Source organism: Rhodococcus rhodochrous, assembly GCF_014854695.1.
Taxonomy (GTDB): domain Bacteria; phylum Actinomycetota; class Actinomycetes; order Mycobacteriales; family Mycobacteriaceae; genus Rhodococcus.
Map to the genome: position 1 here is coordinate 3,401,456 of NZ_CP027557.1, position 24,490 is coordinate 3,425,945.

The 24,490-nt window shown below is 68.4% G+C and carries 24 protein-coding genes and 1 tRNA gene; 16 read left to right on the forward strand and 9 right to left on the reverse strand.

Translation table 11 applies throughout. The features are described 5' to 3' along the window. Positions 1–73: 73 nt before the first annotated feature. Positions 74–1,222 carry a Nif3-like dinuclear metal center hexameric protein gene (locus C6Y44_RS15815; protein WP_159418015.1) on the reverse strand — a complete coding sequence of 383 codons (1,149 nt, stop codon included), beginning with the start codon at positions 1,220–1,222 and terminating at the stop codon, positions 74–76. Positions 1,223–1,297: 75 nt separating this feature from the next. Between C6Y44_RS15815 and C6Y44_RS15820 the strand changes: the two genes are divergently transcribed. The 5 genes from C6Y44_RS15820 to C6Y44_RS15840 are packed head-to-tail and all read left to right on the forward strand — an operon-like array spanning position 1,298 to position 4,483. Further along, the gene (locus C6Y44_RS15820; protein ID WP_159418014.1) at positions 1,298–1,996 is read left to right on the forward strand and encodes an HAD hydrolase-like protein; all 699 of its coding nucleotides are present in this window, start codon (positions 1,298–1,300) and stop codon (positions 1,994–1,996) included. After that, positions 1,986–2,456, forward strand: a complete 471-nt coding sequence (locus tag C6Y44_RS15825; RefSeq protein ID WP_033097780.1) for a low molecular weight protein-tyrosine-phosphatase — start codon at positions 1,986–1,988, stop codon at positions 2,454–2,456. Before C6Y44_RS15820 ends, C6Y44_RS15825 begins: the two co-directional genes overlap by 11 nt. A 28-nt stretch (positions 2,457–2,484) precedes the next feature. Then, complete coding sequence (locus tag C6Y44_RS15830) at positions 2,485–3,321, forward strand: SURF1 family cytochrome oxidase biogenesis protein (protein WP_033097779.1); 837 nt, start codon at positions 2,485–2,487, stop codon at positions 3,319–3,321. Further along, the gene (locus C6Y44_RS15835) at positions 3,318–3,719 is read left to right on the forward strand and encodes a DUF5655 domain-containing protein (protein WP_159418013.1); all 402 of its coding nucleotides are present in this window, start codon (positions 3,318–3,320) and stop codon (positions 3,717–3,719) included. Before C6Y44_RS15830 ends, C6Y44_RS15835 begins: the two co-directional genes overlap by 4 nt. Positions 3,720–3,754: 35 nt before the next feature. Continuing rightward, a complete protein-coding gene (locus C6Y44_RS15840) occupies positions 3,755–4,483 on the forward strand; it encodes a CBS domain-containing protein (protein WP_159418012.1) in 729 nt (242 codons plus the stop codon). A 61-nt stretch (positions 4,484–4,544) separates the two neighbouring features. On the opposite strand, the gene C6Y44_RS15845 is transcribed toward C6Y44_RS15840, so the two are convergent. The 3 genes from C6Y44_RS15845 to C6Y44_RS15855 form a co-directional block, all read right to left on the reverse strand. Next, positions 4,545–4,616: transfer RNA gene (locus C6Y44_RS15845), tRNA-Val, on the reverse strand. Between the two features lie 32 nt (positions 4,617–4,648). Continuing rightward, positions 4,649–5,113 (reverse strand): peroxiredoxin, encoded by a 465-nt coding sequence (locus C6Y44_RS15850; RefSeq protein ID WP_159418011.1) that lies wholly within the window; start codon positions 5,111–5,113, stop codon positions 4,649–4,651. 31 nt (positions 5,114–5,144) lie between these two features. Beyond that, complete coding sequence (locus C6Y44_RS15855; RefSeq protein ID WP_006554437.1) at positions 5,145–5,567, reverse strand: DUF3052 domain-containing protein; 423 nt, start codon at positions 5,565–5,567, stop codon at positions 5,145–5,147. Between the two features lie 325 nt (positions 5,568–5,892). On the opposite strand from C6Y44_RS15855, the gene aceE reads away from it, so the two are divergent. From aceE to C6Y44_RS15885, 6 genes are all read left to right on the forward strand, one after another. Continuing rightward, on the forward strand, positions 5,893–8,742 hold the full coding sequence (aceE, locus tag C6Y44_RS15860; protein ID WP_159418010.1) for a pyruvate dehydrogenase (acetyl-transferring), homodimeric type: 2,850 nt from the start codon (positions 5,893–5,895) through the stop codon (positions 8,740–8,742). Positions 8,743–8,808: 66 nt separating this feature from the next. Then, positions 8,809–10,122 carry a PucR family transcriptional regulator gene (locus tag C6Y44_RS15865; protein WP_174247019.1) on the forward strand — a complete coding sequence of 438 codons (1,314 nt, stop codon included), beginning with the start codon at positions 8,809–8,811 and terminating at the stop codon, positions 10,120–10,122. A 128-nt stretch (positions 10,123–10,250) separates the two neighbouring features. Then, on the forward strand, positions 10,251–11,168 hold the full coding sequence (locus C6Y44_RS15870; RefSeq protein WP_159418009.1) for an ACP S-malonyltransferase: 918 nt from the start codon (positions 10,251–10,253) through the stop codon (positions 11,166–11,168). A gap of 120 nt (positions 11,169–11,288) precedes the next feature. Beyond that, on the forward strand, positions 11,289–11,567 hold the full coding sequence (acpM, locus tag C6Y44_RS15875) for a meromycolate extension acyl carrier protein AcpM (protein WP_006554441.1): 279 nt from the start codon (positions 11,289–11,291) through the stop codon (positions 11,565–11,567). Then, on the forward strand, positions 11,564–12,820 hold the full coding sequence (locus C6Y44_RS15880; RefSeq protein ID WP_174247018.1) for a KasA/KasB family beta-ketoacyl-ACP synthase: 1,257 nt from the start codon (positions 11,564–11,566) through the stop codon (positions 12,818–12,820). Before acpM ends, C6Y44_RS15880 begins: the two co-directional genes overlap by 4 nt. Before the next feature lie 91 nt (positions 12,821–12,911). Continuing rightward, positions 12,912–14,345: an acyl-CoA carboxylase subunit beta gene (locus tag C6Y44_RS15885; protein ID WP_159418008.1), complete on the forward strand. Its 1,434-nt coding sequence runs from the start codon at positions 12,912–12,914 to the stop codon at positions 14,343–14,345. Between the two features lie 102 nt (positions 14,346–14,447). Here C6Y44_RS15885 and C6Y44_RS15890 read toward each other — a convergent pair whose 3' ends face one another. From C6Y44_RS15890 to C6Y44_RS15900, 3 genes are all read right to left on the reverse strand, one after another. After that, a complete protein-coding gene (locus C6Y44_RS15890) occupies positions 14,448–14,954 on the reverse strand; it encodes a DUF3145 domain-containing protein (RefSeq protein ID WP_060651510.1) in 507 nt (168 codons plus the stop codon). 123 nt (positions 14,955–15,077) lie between these two features. After that, positions 15,078–15,890, reverse strand: a complete 813-nt coding sequence (locus C6Y44_RS15895; protein WP_120283377.1) for a serine hydrolase domain-containing protein — start codon at positions 15,888–15,890, stop codon at positions 15,078–15,080. A gap of 52 nt (positions 15,891–15,942) precedes the next feature. After that, positions 15,943–17,070 carry an NDMA-dependent alcohol dehydrogenase gene (locus C6Y44_RS15900; protein WP_016691368.1) on the reverse strand — a complete coding sequence of 376 codons (1,128 nt, stop codon included), beginning with the start codon at positions 17,068–17,070 and terminating at the stop codon, positions 15,943–15,945. Between the two features lie 167 nt (positions 17,071–17,237). On the opposite strand from C6Y44_RS15900, the gene C6Y44_RS15905 reads away from it, so the two are divergent. The 4 genes from C6Y44_RS15905 (at position 17,238) to C6Y44_RS15920 (ending at position 21,875) form a co-directional block, all read left to right on the forward strand. Continuing rightward, the gene (locus C6Y44_RS15905) at positions 17,238–18,890 is read left to right on the forward strand and encodes an MBL fold metallo-hydrolase (protein ID WP_159418007.1); all 1,653 of its coding nucleotides are present in this window, start codon (positions 17,238–17,240) and stop codon (positions 18,888–18,890) included. Positions 18,891–19,034: 144 nt separating this feature from the next. Further along, positions 19,035–19,454 (forward strand): Zn-ribbon domain-containing OB-fold protein, encoded by a 420-nt coding sequence (locus tag C6Y44_RS15910; RefSeq protein WP_159418006.1) that lies wholly within the window; start codon positions 19,035–19,037, stop codon positions 19,452–19,454. Between the two features lie 31 nt (positions 19,455–19,485). Beyond that, on the forward strand, positions 19,486–20,637 hold the full coding sequence (locus C6Y44_RS15915) for a thiolase family protein (protein WP_060651569.1): 1,152 nt from the start codon (positions 19,486–19,488) through the stop codon (positions 20,635–20,637). A gap of 200 nt (positions 20,638–20,837) precedes the next feature. Continuing rightward, a complete protein-coding gene (locus C6Y44_RS15920) occupies positions 20,838–21,875 on the forward strand; it encodes an alpha/beta hydrolase (protein ID WP_159418005.1) in 1,038 nt (345 codons plus the stop codon). Positions 21,876–21,885: 10 nt separating this feature from the next. Here the strand turns inward: C6Y44_RS15920 and C6Y44_RS15925 are convergent, their stop codons facing one another. Both C6Y44_RS15925 and C6Y44_RS15930 read right to left on the reverse strand, forming a co-directional pair. Further along, entirely contained in the window at positions 21,886–22,851 is a 966-nt protein-coding gene (locus C6Y44_RS15925; protein WP_159418004.1) for an endonuclease/exonuclease/phosphatase family protein, read from the reverse strand. 39 nt (positions 22,852–22,890) lie between these two features. Next, positions 22,891–23,856, reverse strand: coding sequence for a helix-turn-helix transcriptional regulator (locus C6Y44_RS15930; RefSeq protein WP_159418003.1), 966 nt, complete (start codon positions 23,854–23,856; stop codon positions 22,891–22,893). Positions 23,857–23,917: 61 nt separating this feature from the next. Here C6Y44_RS15930 and C6Y44_RS15935 point away from each other — a divergent pair, with 61 nt between their 5' ends. Beyond that, entirely contained in the window at positions 23,918–24,490 is a 573-nt protein-coding gene (locus C6Y44_RS15935; RefSeq protein WP_159418002.1) for a DinB family protein, read from the forward strand.

Below are 24,490 nucleotides of genomic sequence, written 5' to 3' on the forward strand. Positions count from 1 at the left end.
CGGGTGGTTCCTGCTTTCGATGGTGTGTCGGTGGGCCGGGAGTCGGCGGCCACGCGGGACGTGTCGTAGCTGATTACCGTACCGCGCCCGCCGCGGTCGTCCAGGGATCGGTGCGCAACTCGCTGACCCGCGCCTGCCAGCCGTCCCGGTCGGCGAACGCCGCGTCGAGGACGTCGCGGGCCTGCGCGCACCACGGGTACTCGCTCGCCCAGTGCGCGACGTCCACCAGCGCGGGGCCTCCCGCGCGCAGATGTTCGTCGGCGGGATGGTGCCGCAGGTCGGCAGTGACGTAGACGTCGACACCGTGCGCGGTGGCGAGTCCGAGGAAGGAATCACCGGATCCGCCGCACACCGCCACGGTCCGCACCGGCCGGTCCGGATCGCCCGCGCCGCGCACGCCCCATTCGGTGGCCGGCAGAGCGGCGGCGACGTCGGCGGTGAACTCGCGCAGCGTGCGGGTCTGCGGCAGCTCCCCCACCCGGCCGAGCCCGCGATCGCTCGGCAGGTCGGCGAGCTCGATGATGTCGAAGGCCGGTTCCTCGTAGGGGTGCGCGTCGCGCAGGGAAGCGAGCACCGCCGCGCGCGACCGGCGCGGGGCGATGACCTCGATCCGGTCCTCGGGGACGCGCTCGAGGTCGCCGACCGAGCCGATGGCCGGGTCCGCGCCGTCGACCGGGCGGAACTGGCCGGTGCCCGTGGTCGACCAGCAGCATTCGCGGTAGTTGCCGAGGGCACCCGCGCCCGCCGCGAACAGTCCCGCGCGCACCGTGTCGGCGGCGTCGGACGGCACCATGACGACCCACTTGTCGGTCGCGGGTTCGGGCTTGGCCTCGAGCGGTCGCAGGCCGGTCAGGCCCAGCGCTCCGGCGAGGGCGTCCGAGACTCCGGGGTTCGCGCGGTCGGCGTTGGTGTGCGCGGTGAACAGGGCGCAACCGCCGCGGATGAGGCGGTGGATCAGCGCACCCTTGGGCGTGTGCGCGCCCACCGTGTCCACTCCGCGCAGCAACAGTGGGTGGTGCACGAGCAGCAGTTGCGCGCCCCACTCGAGCGCTTCGTCGACGACGGCCGCGGTCGCGTCGACGGCGAGCAGCACCTTGTGCACCGGCTCGTCGGGGTCGCCGACGACGAGTCCCACCGAGTCCCAGCTCTCCGCCAGCGACGGCGGGTAGGCCGTCTCCAGAACGTCGATCACCTCACGCAGCGTCGCCGCCGTCACGTCCACCTCCAGCTGATCCGCTCTCTCCTACGCGCACGACCCTACGCGGCGGAAGACCGGACGAACGGGGAGAATGGCCCGGTGACCGTTCTCGCTGCCACCCAGCCGCTCGTGCTCCCCGCTCCCGTCGTCCTGTTCGATCTGGACGGCACGCTCACCGATTCCGCGACCGGGGTGATCAACGGGTTCCTCCACGCCGCCGAGACGACCGGTTTCGAGGCGCCCGACGGCGACCTGCAGTGGCTGCTCGGACCGCCCATGCGCGACACCCTGCAGAATCTCGGGCTCGACGAGGAGCAGGTCGCTGCGGGACTCGCGGCCTACCGGGACTACTACTCCGCCACCGGCTGGGCGGAGAACGCGGTCTTCGACGGCATCGAAGCGGTGCTCGATGCCGTCCGGGAGGCAGGTAGTCGCCTGGCGGTCGCGACGTCGAAGTCCCAGACGTTCGCCGAGCGGATCCTCGACCACTTCGGTCTGACCGGATACTTCGAGTTCGTCGGTGGTGCGAGCGACGACGGCGCCCGGCGGCACAAGTGGGAGGTCGTCGCGCACAGCCTCACCGCTCTCGGGATCGATCCGCAGGATGCCGAAGCGGGCGGCACCACCGGTGTGGTGATGGTCGGCGACCGCGAGCACGACATCCACGGTGCAGGCCGGTTCGGCATCCCCACGGTCTTCGTCGAGTGGGGTTACGGGACCGAGACCGAGGGTCGTGCGGCGGCGCGGACGACCGCCTCGGTCGAGGAACTGCGCGAGGTACTCACGGGTGGACGCTGACGACCGCTTCCACGTGACCTTCGTGTGCACCGGCAACATCTGTCGGTCGCCGATGGCCGAGAAGATCTTCGCCGAGCACCTGCGGCGGGAGGGACTCGACGACCGGGTCCGGGTGAGCAGCGCCGGCACGCACGGCTGGCACGTCGGCTCCGAGGCGGATCCACGCACCGACGCGGTGCTGCAGCGGCACGGCTATCCCACCGGTCACCGCGCCGCCGAGCTCGGTGCCGAGCACCTGTCGGCCGACCTCGTCGTCGCCATGACCACCACCCACGAGCGGGCGCTGGCGCAGCTCGGTGTCCCGTCCGATCGCCGTGTGCTGCTGCGTTCGTTCGATCCCGACGCCGACGACGATTCCGTGCCCGATCCGTACTACGGCTCCCTCGACGAGTTCGAGCAGGTCCGCGAGCAGATCGAAGCCGCCGTTCCGGGCCTGCTCGAGCGGGTGCGGCAGCAGTGAGACGCACCTCACCGGCTACCGTGGATCTGTGCGCCGATTGACATTTCTCCTACGCCCCGGCTGGTTGGTCCTGGCACTGGTGGTCGTCGGCTTCGCCTACGCGTGCTTCACGGTCCTCGCGCCGTGGCAGCTCGGCAAGAACACGAACACCGAGGACCGCAACGGTCGCATCGCTGGGTCGATGGCACAGGATCCGGTTCCCGTCGGCGAACTGCTGGGCGGCGACGGTCCGACGATCGAGGACGAGTGGCGCCGTGTGCTCGCGCAGGGCTCCTATCTGCCCGAGTCGGATGTACTCGTGCGGTTGCGCAACGTCGAGTCGCGGCCGGCCTACGAGGTGCTGACCCCGTTCGTCCTCGATTCCGGCGGAACGATCCTGGTCAACCGCGGGTACGTGCGGCCCGTGCGCGGCACCGAGATCCCCGAGATTCCAGCCGCGCCGTCCGGCACCGTCACCCTCGACGCCCGCATCCGGATGTCCGAGGGAACGGTCGAGGACAAGGCCCCCTTCGTCGACGACGGCTACCAGCAGGTGTACTTCATCGACGCCCCGCAGGTCGCGTCCGTCACGGGTCTCGATCTCGAGGACGTCTACCTGCAGCTCGACGCCGACCAGCCCGGCGGTCTCGGCGTGATCCCGCTCCCCCAGCTCGATTCGGGCCCGTACCTGTCCTACGGCCTGCAGTGGCTGGCGTTCGGGATCATGGCCCCGCTGGGTCTGGGTTACTTCGTGTGGGCCGAGCTGCGGGAACGTAGGAAGTCCAAGGGTTCGCAAGACGGTGGTGACGCAGCCGAGGCCCCGGCGGAAGCGGCACCGCGCACCGCGAGCGAGAAGCTCGCCGATCGATACGGCCGGCCGCGGTGACCGAGCCGACCACCCTGCCCCGATTCGAGGAGCTCCCGATGTACGCGACCGTCGACGACTATCTGGCCGACAAGGATCCGGCCGCCGTCGATGTGTTCCGGCACGTGCGCGCGATGATCCTCGACCTCGGCGGCGACGTCACCGAGCACGTCCACGCGTCGGAGATCTCCTGGTCGCGGGGCCGTCCGTTCGCGGCGGCGTTCGTCTACGCCTCGCGTCTCGAGGTGGCCCTGGATCTGCCGCGGCGCATCCATCACGCGACGCTGCGTGAGGCGTTCCCGAAGAAGGGGACGGTGACGACGCACCGGCTGAGCGTCTCGTCGGTCGACGAACTCGACGACCACTTCGTGGAGTTGCTCGACGTGGCCTACCGCACCGCGGCGGAACCGCGCGACTGACGCCCCACGACTCCCTTCCGCACGAAGGAGACGAGATGGACGAGGTCAGCGGCGCGATCCGGTTCCTGTCGGCGTTCACGGCCATCGAGAACCACTTCAAGTGGCAGCTGCAGACGGACGAGGAGCACATGAGCTTCGTCCGGATGGCCAAGGAGTACGCCCGGCGCCACCGCACCCAGGTCGATCTGCCCGCCCTCCGGGCCTTCGCGGACCTGCGCAACGCGCTCGTGCACCAGGACTACTACGGGGGCAAGCCGGTCGCCGATCCGGTCCCGGAGGTCGTCGAGGCGATCGAGAGACTGCGCGACAGGATCATCGATCCGCCGAAGGTGCTGCAGGTCCTGCCGAGACGGGCACCCGCCGTGTTCGAGACGGGCACACCACTGAATCGGGTGCTCGACGAGATCCGGCGCCACGACTACTCGCAGTTCCCGATCTACGAGGACGACACCTATCTCGGGCTGCTGACGACGAACTGCATCGCCCGCTGGCTCGCGCATCGTCTCGCGACGGACGAGATCGTCGAGAGCGAGACCGTCGGAGCGGCCCTGGAGTTCGCCGAACCGCACGAGCGGGCCGCGCACCTGCCCCGAACCATCACGGTGCCGCAGGCGATCAAGAAGCTGTCCCCGCCCGCCGGCGGGCAACTGCCGCCGACGGCGTTGATCGTCACGCACAGTGGCAGCGCGAAGGAACGGCCGCTCATGATCGTCGTCGCCGACGACCTGCCGACGCTCGTCGCGGCGGTGAATGCGGGACATTAGATCCGTGCGGATCCGACCCCGCTGAGCGGGGCTCGATCCACTGGAATCGCACATGGGATTGTGGGCGCGGAGGGTTTCGAACCCCCGACCGCTGGTGTGTAAAACCAGAGCTCTACCACTGAGCTACACGCCCGAAAGACGGCGGCAGGTGCCGCCGACTTCGCATCAGGACTTTAGCGCGGCGAGCGCTCTGGCCCAAGCTCCCTGGTCACGGGCCTCTCCGGGCTGGTTCTCCTCCGCGAACTGCACGATGCCGTTCTTGTCGATGACGAACGTGCCGCGGTTGGCGAAACCGAACTTCTCGTTGAACACACCGTAGGCCTGCGCGACCTCGCCGTGCGGCCAGAAGTCGGACAGCAGCGGGAAGGTGTAGCCCTGCTCGGCCGCCCAGATCTTGTGGCTCGGCGACGGGCCGACCGACACCGCGAGGATGGCGGTGTCGTCGTTCTCGAAGGTGGGCAGGTCGTCGCGGACGGCGCACAGCTCGCCCTGGCAGACGCCGGTGAAGGCGAGCGGGTAGAAGACCAGGAGCACGTTCTTGCTGCCCCGGAAGCTCGACAGCGTCACTTCCTGGTTGTTCTGGTCCTTGAGGGTGAAATCGGGGGCTTCGGTGCCCACGGCGATCGGCATGCGTGTGGATCCTTACGTTCCGGGAGCCGGTTCAGCGGCGGGGACGGCCGGCCTTGGGCTGGACGAGGCGGCTGCCGATCCAGTCACCGAGGTTGGTGGCCGTGGTCTGGGTGAGGCCGGCCGTGGCGGCCGACTCGGCGATCTCGCTGGGCTCGACGTGATCGGGGCGCCCGGTCTTGGGGGTGAGCACCCATACGACGCCTTCGTCGGCGAGGGGGCCGATCGCGTCCATGAGGGCGTCGACCAGGTCGCCGTCGCTGTCGCGCCACCACAGCAGCACGACGTCGACGACCTCGTCGGAGTCCTCGTCGAGCAGCTCGGTACCGGTGACCTCTTCGATCGCAGCTCTCAACTCGTCGTCGGTGTCCTCGTCCCAACCGAGTTCCTGCACCACGTGGTCGTGAGTGATACCGAGCTTGGAGACATAGTTCTTGGCATCCGCCGCGGCGACCACGGTGGCTCCTCCTAAGGGTTGTGGTGCGCGAATCGGATCCGCGTACCGGCGTGACGATCAATTGGTCAAAGCGAACATCGTTGCGGGCCTCAACGCAACCCGAATCGCTGGGAAAAGCGGGAGAATCTTTCCAGAGGGACCCGTTGCACCGCCCCGCACCGTGTCCGATCCGTCCTGTTGGCCGGGCCAGGGCGTGATCCTTCGTCGCGGATGGGGGAAGATGAGGGGTGCATCATGTTCAGATGTCGATTGCGTCGGCTCCCACAAGAGCCGGCCGACGGAGAGGGCGCTCCACCTACGCGCCCACCACGATGAGGAGCAGACGTTGACAGACCTGATCCACGGATCCGACTCCCGAGAAGGCGCTGCACCGGGCGCGTCGGGACCGGATTCCTCGGCCAAGCCGGCATCGACCAAGGACAATCGTGTCCGGGTGATCCGCGAGGGCGTGGCCTCCTACCTGCCGGACATCGATCCGGCGGAGACCGAAGAGTGGCTCGAGTCGTTCGACGGGATGCTCGAGGCCGCGGGTCCCACCCGCGCGCGCTACCTGCTGCTTCGCATGCTCGAGCGTGCCAACGAGCGCAAGGTCTCGCTTCCCGCCCTGACCTCCACCGACTACGTCAACACCATCCCCACCGAGAGCGAACCGTGGTTCCCCGGTGACGAGGAGGTCGAGCGTCGCTTCCGCGCGTACATCCGGTGGAACGCGGCGATCATGGTCACCCGCGCGCAGCGCCCGGGTGTCGGCGTCGGTGGTCACATCTCCACCTACGCGTCGTCCGCCGCCCTGTACGAGGTCGGCTTCAACCACTTCTTCCGCGGCAAGGACCATCCCGGCGGCGGCGACCAGGTCTTCATCCAGGGCCACGCCTCCCCCGGTATCTACGCCCGAGCCTTCCTCGAGGGCCGCATCGGCACCGAGCAGCTCGACGGCTTCCGGCAGGAGCACAGCCACGCCTCGCTCGGTGGTGGCCTGCCGTCGTACCCGCACCCGCGCCTGCTCCCGACCTTCTGGGAGTTCCCGACCGTGTCCATGGGTCTGGGCCCGATGAACGCGATCTACCAGGCACGGTTCAACCACTACCTGCACGACCGCGGCATCAAGGACACCTCCGATCAGCACGTCTGGGCGTTTCTCGGCGACGGCGAGATGGACGAGCCGGAGTCGCGCGGTCTGGCGCACGTCGCGGCCACCGAGGGTCTCGACAACCTGACCTTCGTCGTCAACTGCAACCTGCAGCGTCTCGACGGCCCGGTGCGCGGCAACGGCAAGATCATTCAGGAGCTGGAGTCGTTCTTCCGCGGCGCCGGCTGGAACGTCATCAAGGTCGTGTGGGGCCGTGAGTGGGACGCCCTGCTGCACGCCGACAAGGACGGCGCGCTGGTCAATCTCATGAACGTCACTCCCGACGGCGACTACCAGACGTACAAGGCCAACGACGGCGCGTTCGTGCGCGAGCACTTCTTCGGCCGCGACCCGCGGACCAAGGAGCTGGTCAAGGACCTGTCCGACCAGGACATCTGGAACCTCAAGCGCGGCGGCCACGACTACCGCAAGATCTACGCGGCCTACAAGGCGGCGATGGAGCACAAGGGTCAGCCGACGGTGATCCTCGCGCACACCATCAAGGGCTACACGCTCGGTAAGCACTTCGAGGGCCGCAATGCGACCCACCAGATGAAGAAGCTCACCCTCGAGGACCTCAAGTACTTCCGCGACGTCCAGCGGATCCCGATCTCGGATACCGAGCTCGAGAAGGATCCGAAGATGCCGCCGTACTACCACCCCGGCTTCGAGTCGCCCGAGATCCAGTACATGCTCGAGCGTCGCCGGGCCCTCGGCGGCTTCCTGCCGGAGCGCCGCACCGCCGCGAAGCCGTTGGCGCTGCCCGCGGAGAAGACCTACGACGTCGTCCGCAAGGGTTCGGGCAAGCAGGAGGTCGCCACCACCATGGCGACGGTCCGCGTGCTCAAGGAACTGTTGCGCGACAAGGAGATCGGCAAGCGCATCGTGCCGATCATCCCGGACGAGGCCCGCACCTTCGGTATGGACTCGTGGTTCCCGTCGCTGAAGATCTACAACCGCAACGGTCAGCTGTACACCTCGGTCGACGCCGATCTGATGCTCGCCTACAAGGAGAGCGAGGTCGGCCAGATCCTGCACGAGGGCATCAACGAGGCCGGTTCGACGGCGTCGTTCACGGCGGTCGGGACGTCCTACGCGACGCAGGGCGAGCCGATGATCCCCGTGTACATCTTCTACTCGATGTTCGGTTTCCAGCGCACGGGCGACGGCCTGTGGGCGGCGGCCGACCAGATGGCACGCGGTTTCGTCCTCGGCGCGACGGCCGGTCGCACGACGCTGACCGGTGAGGGCCTGCAGCACGCCGACGGGCACTCGCTGCTGCTCGCGTCGACCAACCCGGCCGCGGTCACCTACGACCCGGCGTTCTCCTACGAGATCGCCCACATCTTCCGCGACGGTCTGCGGCGGATGTACGGCGGCACGGAGGGTGTCGACGGCTTCGGTGGCGAGGACGTCTTCTACTACATCACCATCTACAACGAGCCGTACTCGCAGCCGGCCGAGCCGGAGGACCTCGACATCGAGGGGCTGCTCAAGGGCATCTACCTGTACAAGCGGGGCCAGGAGTCGGGCCCGAAGGCGCAGATCCTGGTCTCGGGCGTGATGATGCCCGAGGCGCTGCGTGCGCAGGAGATCCTCGCCGACGAGTGGGGCGTGTCCGCGGATGTCTGGTCCGTCACCTCGTGGGGCGAGCTGCGTCGCGACGGCGTCGAGTGCGACCGGCAGGCGCTGCTGAATCCCGGTGAGGAAGCTCCGGTGCCGTACGTCGCGTCGGTGCTCAACGATGCGGCGGGTCCGTTCGTCGCGGTGTCCGACTGGATGCGCGCGGTGCCCGATCAGATCCGCAAGTGGGTTCCGGGCGACTACACGGTGCTCGGCGCCGACGGCTTCGGCTTCTCCGACACCCGTGGCGCCGCCCGCCGCGTGTTCAACATCGACGCCGAGTCCACGGTGGTCGCGGTGCTCTCGGCGCTCGGCCGCGAGGGCGCGATCGATCGTGAGAAGGCCGTCGAGGCGGCCCGCACCTACAAGATCGACGACGTGACGGCCGCCCCGGTCTCGATGGCGGATCCGGGCGTCGCCTGATCCCTCCGCCGGTCACGTCCGAGTGGCGTGACCGGCCGGCTCGCGGCCGCCGGGTACTTTCGTCCCATGGTCGACGAGCCGCAACCCCGCCGGATCGGGCAGGTACCGGGCGTTCACAGGGAGCGCCCGGTACCGCCGTCCCGTCCCGAGCGGGCACCGCTCCCCGACGCGCTGCTCCGTCGGGTCAAACAGTTCTCGGGGCGACTGTCCACCGAAGCGGTGCACGTCATGCAGGAGCAGTTGCCCTTCTTCGCCGATCTCGACGCGTCGCAACGGTCGACCGTGCAGCTGGTCATCCAGACATCGGTGGTCGACTTCCTCGAGTGGGTGCGCAATCCCGACAGCGACCTGCGGTTCAGCCTCGACGCCTTCCAGATGATCCCGCAGGATCTCGCCCGGCGGCTGACGCTGCGTCAGACGGTGGACATGGTCCGCGCGGCGATGGAGTTCTTCGAGCAGTGGCTGCCGGCCCTCGCCCGCAACGAGGAACAGCTCGTGGCGCTCACCGAGGCGATCCTGCGCTACGGGCGCGAGCTCGGTTTCGCCGCCGCGGCGGTCTACGCGGGGGCGGCCGAGTCGCGGGGCGCCTGGGACACGCGGCTCGAGGCCCTCGTCGTCGACGCCGTGGTGCGCGGCGACACCGGGCCCGACATGCAGTCGCGGGCCGCGACCCTCAACTGGGACGCGACCGCCCCGGCGACGGTGATCGTCGGAACTCCCCCACCCGACCAGGGCGTCTCGGTGATCACCACCGTGCACACCGTCGCCCAGGAGCACGGTCGCGCCGCCCTCGCGGTGGTGCAGGGCGAACGCCTGGTGATGGTCGTCAGCGGTGAACTGCACGGGACGGTCGACGCGGCGAACTTCCGCACCGAGTTGATGCGCGCGTTCTCCGACGATCCCGTGGTGATCGGTCCGACGACACCGACGCTGGCGACCGCACACGTCTCCGCCGTCGAAGCGCTCGCCGGCATGGAGGCGGTCGTGGGGTGGCCGGGGGCTCCCCGGCCGGTGCACGCCGCCGAGCTGTTGCCCGAGCGCGCGCTGCTCGGTGATCCCGGCGCGATCGCCGCGCTCGAGGACTTCGTCGTCGCCCCGCTCGCTGCCGCCGGGCCGTCCCTCGCAGACACGCTGGACGCATACCTCGACAGTGGGGGTGCTGTCGAGACTTGCGCCCGGAAGCTGTTTGTTCATCCAAATACCGTGCGGTATCGATTGAAGCGGATCACAGAAGTCACGGGTCGGGATCCCACAAATCCTCGCGATGCGTACGTGCTCCGAATCGCTGCCACGGTAGGTCGCCTGGCACGAAGCCATAACGAATTGAGATCGCCTGCACCACCTGCCACTCGATTCACAATTCGCGAATCGGACACGTAACGTCCCCGGCCTTTCCTCCGATAGCGAGCACCGACGTGCAGATTTGTGGGAACCCTACAAATCGAGGGGCAACCTTTCATCGCTACCGACATCTCGCAGGCACCCGCTCGCGGTGTTCCCTGGTGATCGTGATTTCGCTGCTTGCCCCCGGCCAGGGGTCTCAGACACCCGGAATGCTCGCCCCGTGGCTCGAGCAGTCCGGAGCGCGCGACCGCATCGACCGGTGGTCGCAGACGGCGGGACTCGATCTCGCGCGTCTGGGCACCACTGCCGCCGCCGAGGAGATCACCGACACCGCGGTGACCCAGCCGCTCGTGGTGGCCTCCGCCCTGCTCGCCTTCGAGGATCTCGACCGTCGCGGCCTCGTGCCCGCCGACACGATCGTCGCCGGCCACTCCGTCGGTGAACTCGCCGCGGCCGCCATCGCGGGTGTCATCAGCGCCGACGACGCCGTCGCCCTCGCCGCCGTCCGCGGAGCCGAGATGGCCCGCGCCTGCGCGCTCGAACCCACCGGAATGTCCGCCGTCCTCGGCGGCGCCGAGGACGAGGTGCTCGCGCGCCTCGCGGAGTTGGATCTGACCCCCGCGAATATGAATGCGGCCGGTCAGATCGTCGCAGCCGGGCGCCTGAGCGCGCTCGAGGAACTCGCTGCGAACCCGCCCGAGAAGGCCCGCGTCCGTGCCCTGCCGGTCGCCGGTGCCTTCCACACCCGATTCATGGCACCCGCCCAGGACGCCGTGGCCGCCGCCGCGGCGAAGATCACACCTTCGGATCCGACGCACACGCTGCTGTCGAACTACGACGGCAAGCCCGTCACCTCCGGAGCCGACGCCCTCGAACGTCTCGCAGCCCAGGTCACCCGGCCCGTCCGGTGGGACCTGTGCACCGCCTCCCTGCGTGAAGCGCAGGTGAGCCGGATCGTCGAGCTTCCCCCCGCCGGCACGCTGGTGGGCATCGCCAAGCGCGAGATGCGCGGCACGCCCACCGTCGCCCTCAAGACCCCCGCGGAGATCTCCGCTCTGGCCGAAAGTCTTCAACTCGGTTAGGTTGCTGCGCGCGCCGTCGCACAGCACGGGCACCTCACCGGGAACTCCCCGGACCCCCGGCCGGAAACATCCGGCCGGTTTCGAACGACATAGTCGACAGATCGAGAAGGGAGCCACATCGTGGCCGCCACCCAGGAAGAAATCATCGCCGGTCTCGCGGAGATCATCGAAGAGGTCACCGGCATCGAGCCCTCCGAGGTGACCGTCGACAAGTCCTTCGTCGACGACCTCGACATCGACTCGCTGTCCATGGTCGAGATCGCCGTCCAGACCGAGGACAAGTACGGCGTGAAGATCCCCGACGAGGATCTCGCCGGTCTGCGCACCGTCGGTGACGCCGTGAACTACATCCAGAAGCTCGAGGCCGCAGGCGTTCAGGCCACGAACGACAACGAATGAGTTCTGCTGTGACCTCCCCTTCTCCTCGGGCACTCCGCAACGTCGTCGTCACCAGCCTCGCGGCTACGACGTCGATCGCCGGCGACGTGGACGCCACCTGGAAAGCACTGCTGGCCGGTGAGAGCGGGATCGGCACCATCGACGGCGGTTTCGTCGACGAGTTCGACCTCCCGGTGCGCATCGGCGGAACCCTGAAGGTCAGCCCCGACGAGGGACTGTCCCGCGTGGAACTCCGTCGCATGAGCTTCGTCGAGCGCCTCGCGCTCACCCTCGGGCGCACCGTCTGGCAGAACGCCGGCAGCCCCGAGGTCGACCAGGACCGTCTCGGTGTGGTCATCGGTACGGGCCTCGGTGGCGGCGAGTCGCTCATCGACGCCGTCGACAAGCTCCGTGTCGGCGGCTACCGCAAGGTCTCGCCCTTCGCGGTGCAGATGATCATGCCGAACGGACCGTCGGCCACCGTCGGGCTCGAACTCGGTGCCCGCGCCGGGGTCATCACCCCGGTCTCGGCGTGCTCGTCCGGATCCGAGGCGATCGCCAACGCGTACCGCATGATCGCCTTCGGCGACGCCGACATCGTCGTCACCGGTGGTGTCGAGGGTCAGCTGGACGCGGTCGCCACCGCGGGCTTCGCGATGATGCGGGCGCTGAGCACCCGCAACGAGGACCCGAAGGGCGCCTCGCGTCCGTTCGACAAGGACCGCGACGGTTTCGTCTTCGGCGAGGCCGGCGCACTGATGGTCCTCGAGAGCGAGGAGCACGCCAAGGCACGCGGAGCGACCATCCACGCTCGTATCCTCGGCGCCGGCATCACCTCCGACGGTTACCACATCGTCGCCCCCGACCCGGAAGGTACGGGAGCGGCTCGGGCCATGCGGCGGGCGATCGAGACCGCCGGGCTCACCAAGGCCGACATCGGGCACGTCAACGCGCACGCGACGGCCACCCCGATCGGCGACGTGGCCGAAGCCAAGGCCATCAACGCGGCCGTGGGCAACCACGCCGCGATCTACGCCCCCAAGTCCGCGCTCGGTCATTCGATCGGTGCGGTGGGTGCACTCGAAGCAGTACTCACGGTCCTGACTCTGCGTGACGGGGTCATCCCGCCCACGCTGAATCTCGAGAACCAGGATCCAGAGATCGATCTCGACGTGGTCAAGGGCGAACCACGTTCCGGCCGGATCGATTTCGCGCTGAACAACTCGTTCGGTTTCGGTGGGCACAACGTGGCGCTCGCATTCGGTCGCGCCTGACCGTCGACGCCGGTCCGCCCCATGCGGTGGAGGCTCCACCCGGAGCCTCCACCGCAGCCCACCACCACCGCGTCTGCCCGAGGAGCACCCGATGACCATCCTGGATCCAGCCACCCCGCGTGAGACGACGGTGGACCCGAGAGATCCGTTGGCCCGTCTCGAGAAACTGTTCGACCCGGGCAGCCTGGAACTGCTGCACACCCGCGACAAGTCGGGCGTCCTCGCCGCCGTCGGCGAGGTCGACGGCATCCGCACCGTCGCATACTGCTCCGATGCCACCGTCATGGGCGGAGCCATGGGCGTCGAGGGATGCAAGCACATCGTCTCCGCCATCGACCACGCCATCGACCACGAGATCCCCGTGGTCGGCATCTTCCACTCCGGTGGCGCGCGTCTGGCCGAGGGCGTCGAGGCCCTCCACGCCGTCGGCCTGGTCTTCGAGGCCATGGTCCGCGCGTCCGGTCTGATCCCCCAGATCTCCGTCGTTCTCGGCTTCGCGGCCGGCGGTGCCGCCTACGGCCCGGCCCTGACCGACATCGTCATCATGGCCCCCGAGGGCCGTGTCTTCGTCACCGGACCGGACGTGGTCCGCAGCGTCACCGGTGAGCAGGTCGACATGGAGTCGCTCGGCGGCCCCGACACGCACACCAAGAAGTCCGGTGTCGCGCACATCGCCGCGCACGACGAGGCCGACGCCCTGCACCGCGCCCGCCGTCTGGTGTCGATGCTGGCCGAACAGGGTGAATTCGATGTCGCCGCAGCCGCGCTCGGCGACACCGACCTGCGGGCGTTGATGCCTGCGTCGCCGCGACGCGCATACGACGTGCGGCCGATCGTCCACCAGCTGGTCGACAACGTCGACGGCGAGTCCTCCTTCGAGGAACTGCAGGCCGGCTGGGCCCGCAGCATCGTCACCGGATTCGGCCGTCTCGGCGGCCGCACCGTTGGCGTCATCGCCAACAACCCGCTCCGTCTCGGCGGCTGCCTCAACTCCGAGAGCGCCGAGAAGTCAGCGCGTTTCGTGCGGATGTGCAATGCCTTCGGTGTTCCGCTCGTCGTCATCGTCGACGTGCCCGGTTACCTTCCCGGCGTGAGCCAGGAGTGGGAGGGCGTCGTGCGACGCGGCGCCAAGCTGCTCCACGCGTTCGCCGAGGCGAAGGTTCCCCGCGTCACGCTCGTGACGCGCAAGATCTACGGCGGCGCGTACATCGCGATGAACTCCCGGGCGCTCGGGGCCACCGCCGTCTACGCATGGCCGGAGTCCGAGGTCGCCGTGATGGGCGCGAAAGCCGCTGTGGGCATCCTCCACAAGAAGGCCCTCGCCGCGGCTCCCGAGGAGGAGCGTGAGGCGCTGCACGATCGTCTCGCCGCCGAACACGAGGCGATCGCCGGTGGCGTCGGGCGCGCGATGGCGATCGGTGTGGTCGACGAGATGATCGATCCCGCCACCACGCGGAGCACCCTGGCCGCCGCGCTCGCCGCCGCACCCGCGGTTCGCGGACGGCACAAGAACATTCCGCTCTGATCCGGACACAGCACGAGAACACCGGCATCGCTCCTCGGAGCGGTGCCGGTGTTCCCGTATCAGGAAGATGTGGGGGTGCGTTCCGGTCGTGTCGGACCGCGGTCAGCCGACGTCCCGGCGGAGCCACGTCACCTGCGCGCCTTCGTCGCCGCTGCGGTACGGCTCGAGCTCTTCGTCCCATGCCGTTCCGAGCGCGCGGTGCAGTTCGCTCGTGACATCGGCGGAGGACAGCATGGCGCGCAGACGCATCTCTCCTACGACGATGTCGCCGTTGGCGCTGGTGCATCCGCGCCACAGACCCAGTCGGGGGACGTAGCTGAAGCGTTCGCCGTCGACGCCCTCGCTGGGGTTCTCGGTGATCTCGAAGCGGAGCATCGGCCACGACCGCAGCACGTCGGCCAGTCGCGCGGCCGTGCCCACGGGCCCGACCCAGTCGACGCAGGTGCGCAGCAGCCCCGGTGCGGCGGGCTGGCCCGTCCACGCGAGATCGGGCCGGCAGTCGAGGATGTCGGCCAGTGCCCACTCGATGTGCGGGCACACCGCCGCCGGTGAGGAGTGGACATAGATCACCCCCGCCGTGGCATCCGCGAATTGGTTGGATGCGCGCATACATTCACCTCCGGTTCGACCAGGACGTCTTCCCCAACGACCTTCGTCGGCCAAGGCTTCTCCATGCAGGCTGCGTACAAGTGTGCCCGTGTGGCGTGTGTTTCGCCAGCGAACCAGAGAGGTTTATGTGAATTCGGTGATGATCGCGTCTCCGACGGCAGGCCAGAGCGGTTTCGCCCAGTCTCCGAAGGCACGATCAGTAAGTACCACAGCGGCGACGGAAATTTCGGGATCTACCCAAATGAATGTGCCCGATTGACCGAAATGACCGAAAGTACGCGGTGAATTACCGGTGGCGGTCCAATGCGGGTTCTTTTCGCCCCGGATCTCGAATCCGAGACCCCAGTCGTTGGGCTTGAACATCCCGTATCCGGGCACGAGTCCGTTCAGACCGGGGAACTGCACGCTGGTCGCCTCGGTGAGGGTTTCGTACGAGACCAGAACGGGATCGAGCAGCTCGCGCGCGAACAGTGCGAGATCGGCGACCGACGACTGCGCCCCGTGACCGGCCGGCCCCGGCAGGGACGAGGACGGCATGCCCAGCGGCTCGAAGACCGCCTGCCGGAGGTATTCCGGGAACTCGATACCGGTTTCCGTCTCGACGAGTTCGGCGAGCACTTCGAAGCCCGCACTCGAGTAGATCCGCTTCCGCTCGGGTTCGGTCTGCACCGTGCGCTCACCGAACGCCAGACCCGAGGCGTGGGCGAGCAGATGCCGCACCGTCGACCCCTCGGGGCCCGCAGGCTGATCGAGCTCGATCGCGCCCTCCTCGACGGCCACGAGCGCGGCGTACGCCACGAGCGGCTTCGTCACGGACGCGAGGGGAAAGACCTCGTCGAGGTCTCCCCTGGACGCGACCGTTCCGCCGTCGCGGGTCACCACCGCGGCGGCGGAACGGTCGACGGGCCAGTCGCTGAGCAGATCGAGGCTGTGCACGCGATCACCCTACGAGACGGCCCGGCGGGGCGGGGTCACCGGTCGGTACCGGTCACCAGTCGGCTTCGGTGTAGCGGATGACGCCGCGGATGTTCCTGCCCTCGAGCATGTCCCGGTATCCGTCGTTGATCTGCTCGAGGGTGTAGGTACGCGTGACCATGTCGGCCAGGTTCAGCTGACCGGACTTGTACAGGTCGAGCAGGTTCGGGATGTCGACGCGGGCATTGCACCCACCGAAGATGTTGCCCTTGAGGTCCTTCTGCAGCATCGAGAACAGGAACGAGTTCAGCTTGACGTCCATGTCGGACATGTAGCCCATCGCCGTGACGACGCACCGGCCACCCTTGGCCGTGAGTGTCAGCGCGGGATCGACCAGCTCCCCCTTCATCTCGCCGACGGTGATGATCGTCGAGTGGCACATGCGGCCCCACGTGATCTCCATGATCGGCACGATGGCCTCCTCGATGGAGGCGTAGGTGTGCGTGGCACCGAACTTGAGCGCCTGCTCGCGCTTGAACGGTTCCGGGTCGATCGCGAAGACGTGACGCGCACCGGAGGCCACGGCACCCTGCAGGGCGCTCATGCCGACGCCGCCGACGCCGATGATGGCGACCGAATCGCCGGCCTTGACCTCGGCGATGTTCGTCGCCGAACCCCAGCCGGTGGGCACGCCGCAGCCGACCAGCGCGGCGAGTTCGAAGGGTACGTCCTTGTCGATCTTGACGACCTGGCTCTGGTTGACCGTCATGTACGGCGAGAAGGTGCCGAGCAGGCACATCGCGATCACGTTCTGGCCGCGTGCCTGGATGCGGTAGGTGCCGTCGGAGATCGCCTGGCCGCTGAGCAGTCCGGCGCCGAGATCGCACAGGTTCGAGTGCCCCGAGGCACAGGACGGACACCGCCCGCATGCGGGGATGAAGGACAGCACGACGTGGTCGCCCACCTCGAGGCCCACCACTCCCTCACCGACCTTGGTGATCACGCCCGAGCCCTCGTGACCGCCCATGGCGGGGAAGGACGGCATCGGGGTTGCGCCCGTGACGATGTGGTGGTCGGAATGGCACATGCCGGCGGCTTCCATGCGGATCTGCACTTCGCCCGCGACGGGATCGCCGAGTTCGATCTCCTCGACCGACCACGGTTCGTCGATGCCCCACAGCACTGCACCCTTGGTCTTCATCTGGCTCGCCCTCCATCGCATTGCCGGTTGTGCACGTGACGATAGACACAATCGCACAGAATTGGAACAGGTTCTAGCCTTCGTCCCGGTCCGGTCGACCTGCGAACGCGGATACCGTGGGACCCGAGCACCGCGGGTCCCACCGCCCGACCGTCCGAGGAGATGCCGTGCCCGACAATCCGGAACTCACCTTCCACGGCGCGGCGAGAACCGTCACCGGCTCGTGCGCGATGATCGAACTCGCCGACGCCCGCATCCTGGTCGACTGCGGGATGTTCCAGGGTTCGCGCAGCCTCGAGAAGCTCAATGTCGCGGAGTTCGCGTTCGCTCCCGAGTCGATCGACGCGGTGATCCTCACCCACGCCCACATCGACCACTGCGGACTGCTCCCCAAGCTCGTCGCGCGTGGCTTCGAGGGCCGCATATTCTGCACTGCCCCGACGGCCGAGCTGCTCTCGTTCATGCTCGCCGACTCGGCGCGGATCCAGGAGTTCGAGGCCCAGCGCCGCAATCGGCGGCGCGACCGCGCGCACCGGGCGAAGTTCCAGCCGATCTACACCGAGGAGGACGCCCGGCTCGCCGCCGCGCGCGCCCGGCCGGTTCCACTCGAGGAGTGGTTCGAGCCGGCACCCGGTTTCCGGGTCCGCCTGTGGAATGCCGGACACATCCTGGGGTCGGCGTCGGCGGAGATCGAGGCCGGCGGTGTGCGCATGGTGTTCTCGGGAGATCTCGGCCCGGAGCAGAAGGCGTTCCACGCCGATCCGGAAGGTCCGACCGGACTCGACTACGTCGTCTGCGAATCCACCTACGGGGATCGCTCACGCCCTCGGCTCACGATCGCCGAGCGCCGCGACCTCCTCGCGCGGGAGGTGAACGAGGCGATGGAGCGCGGCGGCAACCTGATCGTGCCGTCGTTCGCTCTCGAACGCACCCAGGAGTTGTTGCTCGACATCGGATACCTGCTCGACGACGAGCACATTCCCGATGTGCCGGTCTTCGTCGACTCCCCGCTCGCGATCCGCGCCACCGACGTCTTCGCCGCACACGCCGGAGAACTCGAGGACCTCGACGGCCGGAACGTCTTCCGCCATCCGGGCATCCGATACACCGCCGAGGCCGAGGAGTCGATGCGGATCGACACCTACCGACGCGCGATCATCATCGCGGCCTCCGGGATGTGCGAGGCGGGACGGGTTCGGCACCACCTGCGGAACAACCTCGCCCGCCCCGACTCGACGGTGCTCTTCGTCGGCTATCAGGCGCAGGGCACGCTCGGCAGGGTGATCCTCGAGGGTGCGTCGAAGGTCCGGATCTCGGGTGAGGACATCGACGTCCGGGCGCAGATCCGGCGGATCGACAGTTACTCCGCACATGCCGACCGCGGCGAGCTGGTGCGCTGGGTCGGGCACCGCGCGCCGATCTCCGGCACGGTCTTCCTCGACCACGGCGAGCCCGATGCGCTCGCTGCCTTCACGGCGTCACTGCACGGACTCGATGCGGACCTGAACGTGGTCGTTCCGGAGATCGGTGCGCGGTACCGGCTCGTGGCAGGTGGCCCGGCCGAGTACGTCGCGACCGTCGCACCGCCGGCGCCGGTGCACGTCGGCCGCGACTGGCAGAACGAGTACGCCGAGTTCGCCACCGGCCTGCGCGACCAACTGCTCGAGATCGACGACCCGCGCACCCGGGAGCGTGCGATCGCTGCGATGCGGAAGGTGCTCGACGAATACCGCACGGGTGCCCAGAACCCGGAGGAGCACCGACGCCACTCGAGGCCGGGTCGACGCAAACCTCCACCCCGCCGGAGGCGCCGTTTCTGAGCCGCTCCTTTCACTTCCCGCGAGAATCGTCTCCCGCGATATCCGTCCTCTCATTGTAGAGAATGACATTTCCGTCTAACGTGATCCTCATGTTCGACCGCGGCGAGGGCCGCCGTATCGGCATCGGACAACGGAGGACGAACCATGACGACGAAGGCGCTCGCGCCCGACGTATCCACGTGGCCGGCAGAGAACCCGCAGCTCATCGGCAGCCGCTGCGACGACTGCTCCGCGACCACGTGGCCCACCCAGCCGCGCTGCCCCCGGTGCAGCGGGGCGAACATCTCGGAACTGTTGCTGCCGCGTCGCGGCACGCTCGTGGCATGGACCACGCAGGGATTCGTGCCGAAGCAGCCCTACGCGGGCAACGAGACGGCGGCGACCTTCACACCGTTCGCGTTCGGCCTCGTCCAACTCGATGACGTGGTCCGCGTCGAGGCCCGCCTCACCGAGACCGACCCCGAGAAACTGCACCCGGGCATGGAGCTCGAGCTCACCTTCGTCCCCTTCTACACCGACGAAGAGGGCACCGACATCGTCACGTGGGCCTTCGCGCCGATCTGATCCGCACACATCCCATCGAGGAGTTCCCGACATCATGAACGACGTTGCCATCATCGGGGTGGGCCTTCACCCGTTCGGTAGATTCGGCGCCAAATCGGCCATCGAAATGGCCGCAGACGCAATCCAGCTCGCACTCGAGGACTCAGGTGTCGCCTGGAAGGACATCCAGTTCGGCATCGGCGGCAGCTACGAGGTCGACAACACCGACGCCGTCACCCGCCTCGTCGGCCTGACCGGCATCCCCTTCACCAACGTATTCAACGCGTGCGCGACGTCCGCCAGCGCGATCGAACAGACCGCCGACGGGATCCGTTCCGGCAAGTACGACATCGGCATCGCGGTCGGCACCGACAAGCACCCCCGCGGCGCCTTCACCGCCGATCCCGCCATGCTCGGTCTGCCCGCCTGGTACGCCGAGAACGGACAGTTCGTCACCACCAAGTTCTTCGGTATGAAGGCGAACCGCTACGCCATCGATCACAACATCTCGCACGAGACGCTCGCACGGGTCGCGGCGAAGAACTACCGCAACGGCGGCCTCAATCCGAAGGCGTTCCGCCGCACGGAGTTCAGCATCGACGAGATCCTGTCGTCGCCCATGCTCAACTACCCGCTCACGGCGAAGATGTTCTGCGCGCCGGACGAGGGTGCCGCAGCGGTGATCATGTGCCGCGGCGACCTGGTGTCGAAGTACACCACGAACAAGCCGGTCTACCTGCGCTCCACTGCGATTCGTACGCGCACCTACGGCGCGTACGAGGTCCATGCGACGTGGGCGTCGGTCGAGGAGGACGTCTCCCCCACCGTCTACGCCGCCAAGGCCGCCTACGAGGCCGCCGGCATCGGCCCCGAGGACGTCGATGTCGCCCAGCTCCAGGACACCGACGCCGGCGCGGAAGTGATCCACATGGCCGAGACCGGCCTGTGCGCCGACGGCGACCAGGAGAAGCTGATCGCCGAGGGAGCCACGGAGATCGGCGGGTCCCTTCCGGTGAACACCGACGGTGGTCTCATCGCCAACGGTGAACCCATCGGCGCCTCCGGTATCCGCCAGGTCCACGAACTGGTGCTGCAGCTGCGCGGTCAGGCCGGCGAGCGGCAGGTTCCGGGCGAACCGAAGGTGGGCCTCGCCCAGGTCTACGGCGCACCCGGCACCGCCGCTGCGTCGATCCTGTCACTCTGAGTACCACGTAATCGTCCGAAAGTTCGGCCGCCGCACGAGATCCCGAGTGCGGTGGCCGAACTCGTCCCGGCGCCATCGCGAGTCCGGAATCACAACACCCCGGGGCGTTTTTCGCAACCGGAGGAAGGTACTGTCCAGCTCAGCGGGTCGAGTGTGGGGGAACGACTCATCAGCATCAATTCGAGTCGAGGAGTTCATCCGTGCGTCGATCCGTCGTGTCCCGTCGTGGCTTCCGCAGCCTTGCGATCGGTCTCGCAGGCCTCTCGGCGCTCGCGTTCGGCACCGCCACCGCGCACGCCGATCCCGAGCAACCCGACGCCGAGCCCGCTTCCGCCTACGTCGACGGCGTCGACGAGGTGACCGACCAGCACTGGACGGTCCGCGTCTACTCCCCGGCCATGGACACCGTCGTCCCTCTCGACGTCCTGCGTCCGGCCGATCCGAGCGAACCCCGGCCGGTCGTCTACGCCCTCGGCGGCGCGGGTGTCGGCGTGATCGACGGCACCGGATGGATGGAGAGCAGCGACATCGCCGAGTTCTTCTCGGACAAGAACGTCAACGTCGTCATCCCCGCCACCGGCAACTTCAGCTACTTCACCGACTGGGATCTCGACGATCCGGTTCTCGGTCGCAACCAGTGGCAGACCTTCCTCCTCGAGGAACTGCCGCCCGTCGTCGACGAACTGCTCGACACCGACGGCAAGCAGTCGATCATCGGGATGTCCATGAGCGCCGGCTCCGCGCTGGACCTCGCGATCCAGAGCGGCGACCTGTACTCCGGCGTCGCCTCTCTCAGCGGATGCGTGCGCACCAGCGACCCGGTCGGTCAGCTGTACGTGAGGCTCGTCGTCGAGCGCCGCGGCAAGGGCGACGTCGAGAACATGTGGGGTCCGGCCGACGGTCCGCGCTGGGCCGAGCACGACGTCTACCTCAACGCGGAAGGCTTGCGCGGCAAGGCCTTGTACCTGTCGAGCCGCAACGGCCTGCCCGGCCCGTACGACGTCCCCGGCCAGGAACGGGCGGCCGGCGAATCGTTCGCCACGCAGATCGTCGCAGGCGGAGCGATCGAGGCCGCCACGAATGCTTGCACGCACCAGCTGGTGGACCGCCTCGAAGCGCTCGACATCCCGGTCACGGCCGAACTCGATGCCGACGGAACGCATTCGTGGGGTTACTGGGAGGACGACCTGCGCAAGGCATGGCCGATCCTCGCCGAGTCGATGGGCGTCGAGGCCTGATCCCGAGGCGTCACTCGCCGGAGTCCAACCGGATCCGGGCGACCACCGAACGATGATCCGCCCCGGGAAGGTCGTCGGACTCGAACGCGACGGCCGTCCCGTTCCCGACGAGGATGTGATCGATCGCGACCAGCGGTGGGCCGGGTTTGTCGGTGGGGTAGGTACGCACCGTCCCCGCTCCCGCCTGCTCCGCGGCATCGGCGAAACGCCCCGAGAGCAACGCGCGGAACTGCGCATGGTCGTAGGTCGCGTTGAAATCGCCGCCCACGACTGCGGGGACGTCGGCCGGAGATCGATCGAGGATGTCCTGCAACCGTGACAGTTCGGCAGCCCAGTCCTGCGCGTCGAACACCGGTGGGACCGGATGGAACGCGTGGACCGCGACCGGTCCAGCTCCCGGTATGTCCGCGACCGCCGAGAGTTGGCGGAAGACGAATCCGTCGTGTTCGACGGTGTCCGACAGCGGAAATCGGCTCCAGATCCCCGTTCCCGACGCCAACTCTCCGGGGACGAGATACCGATGGGGCAACAGCGCGTCGAGACCGGCGCGGGTGAGTCCGTCGACCCCCGCAGAGGTGAGTTCGTTCACCGTGAGCAGGTCGACCTCGCGGTCCCGGACCCGGGACACCACGACCTCGGGATCGGCACCCCCGTCGAACAGGATATTCGCGTGCATCACCGTGAGGTCGGGACCGTCACCGGCCGCGGACGTCGCGACGTGGAGAGGCGCCTGGGTCCAGACCGCTGCCGCAGCAACCGCAAGCGCCAGGAGGGCCCCGAGTGGGCGTCGACGGACGGCGAAGACGATCAGCCCGATCACCGCACCGGCCATCAGATACGACGCGCCGGACGCTGCGAGCACCAGGGGCTGAGCCGACCACGTACCGAAGTGGAGCGCGAGACCGACCGCGCCTGTCGCGGTTGCCGTCCACCCGAGAACGTCCGATCCGAGTCGAAGCCACTTCGCTGTCACCACGCCACACAACCATGCCGTAGGTCCGTGCGCGAGGACCCGTCACCGATCGGAGCGGGAGACGATCGCGACGAGGCGCGCCGCGAGCCGATCCGCGGCCTCCCGAAGTTCGGGAGGCTCGAGGACGACCGCCTCGAAACCCATTCGCGCGACGTGCATCACGATCCAGTCCGGGTCGTCCGCGCCGACGACGAGTACGCACCACCCGTCCTCGTCGTCCTCGACCCGCCCGACCTGCGGTGGCACCATGTCGCGCACCTGGTCGGCGTCCGCCCGCAGGCGGATCCGCGCGATGTACCGGTAGGGCGACTCCGCCACGGACCGCTGGACGTACGACACCGGATCGGGATGCTGCCGCGGCCGGAACCTCCACGTCATGGGCGTCACGTCGCGCATCCGGTCGAGCCGGAAGGTGCGCCAGTCGTCGCGATCGACGTCCCATGCCATGAGGTACCAGCGCTGTCCGGCAGCGACCATCCGCACCGGTTCGACCGTGCGCTCGTCGTCCGCCTCCTGCCGGGTGGTGTACCGGAAGCGCACACGGGTCGCGTCGCGGCACGCGCGGGCCAACGCCAGCAGCGTATCGGCATCGATCTCGGTGCCCGCGCCGACGACGGTCTCGGTGGCACCGTAGATCGCCCGCACCTCCTCGCGCAGACGGGGCGGCATCACCTGGTCGAGCTTGGCCAGTGCACGCAGGGCCGCCTCGGCGGCACCGGCGATGGTGCTGCCCGACGCCAGTCGCAGCGACACCGCCGTCGCGATCGCTTCGTCGTCGTGCAGGAGCAGCGGCGGCAGTCTCGTGCCGGCACCGAGCTGATAACCACCGCCGACACCGGGGGTCGCGCGGACGGGATAGCCGAGAGCACGCAGACGATCGACGTCGCGGCGCACCGAGCGATCGGTCACGCCGAGTTCCGCAGCCAGTTCGTGAGCGGTCCACGACGGGCGGCTCTGCAACAGCGCCAGCACCCGCAGGACCCGTTCGGTGGTCGACTCGACGGTCACACGACGATCCTCGCATGGATCACGGACCGAATCTGTCCGGAATATGCGTCAGCCTGGTGCCATGACAGAACTCGACTGGAATCACCTACTGCGACAGCAACTCGACCATCCGGTACGCCGCCGCCTGGACGGCCTCACCGACGACGAATACTTCTTCGAACCCGCACCCGACTGCTGGAGTGTTCGGCCGCGCGGGACGGGCACCGCTCCCGTGCAGGGAGGCGCCGGGTCGATGACCATCGATTTCGCGTTCCCCGAACCCGATCCGCCGCCCTTCACGACCATCTCGTGGCGGCTCGGTCATGTGATCGTCGGCGTGCTGGCGATGCGCAACGCGAGCCATTTCGGACGCACCCCCACCGACTACATGTCGTTCGAGTACGCAGCGACCGCGGACGAGGCCCTCGCCCAGCTCGATGCCGAACTCGCCACGTGGATCGCGGGCGTCGAGTCCCTCGGGGAAGACGGACTCGCCCGGCCGTGCGGTGAAGCGGAAGGACCGTACGCGCAGTATCCGATGGGCGCGCTGGTCCTGCACATCAACCGCGAACTCATCCACCATCTGTCCGAGGTCTGCCTCCTGCGGGACCTCTACCTGCACACCCGTGCCCGAACCCGACAGGAGACGAGCTGA

Excerpts from the sequence above, each read along its gene's own strand:
- C6Y44_RS15840 (WP_159418012.1), top strand. The coding sequence starts at position 3,755 with ATGGACGAGGTCAGCGGCGCGATCCGGTTCCTGTCGGCGTTCACGGCC.
- C6Y44_RS15850 (WP_159418011.1), bottom strand. The coding sequence starts at position 5,113 with ATGCCGATCGCCGTGGGCACCGAAGCCCCCGATTTCACCCTCAAGGAC.
- C6Y44_RS15865 (WP_174247019.1), top strand. The coding sequence starts at position 8,809 with ATGGTCGACGAGCCGCAACCCCGCCGGATCGGGCAGGTACCGGGCGTT.
- C6Y44_RS15880 (WP_174247018.1), top strand. The coding sequence starts at position 11,564 with ATGAGTTCTGCTGTGACCTCCCCTTCTCCTCGGGCACTCCGCAACGTC.
- C6Y44_RS15885 (WP_159418008.1), top strand. The coding sequence starts at position 12,912 with ATGACCATCCTGGATCCAGCCACCCCGCGTGAGACGACGGTGGACCCG.
- C6Y44_RS15890 (WP_060651510.1), bottom strand. The coding sequence starts at position 14,954 with ATGCGCGCATCCAACCAATTCGCGGATGCCACGGCGGGGGTGATCTAT.
- C6Y44_RS15900 (WP_016691368.1), bottom strand. The coding sequence starts at position 17,070 with ATGAAGACCAAGGGTGCAGTGCTGTGGGGCATCGACGAACCGTGGTCG.
- C6Y44_RS15910 (WP_159418006.1), top strand. The coding sequence starts at position 19,035 with ATGACGACGAAGGCGCTCGCGCCCGACGTATCCACGTGGCCGGCAGAG.
- C6Y44_RS15935 (WP_159418002.1), top strand. The coding sequence starts at position 23,918 with ATGACAGAACTCGACTGGAATCACCTACTGCGACAGCAACTCGACCAT.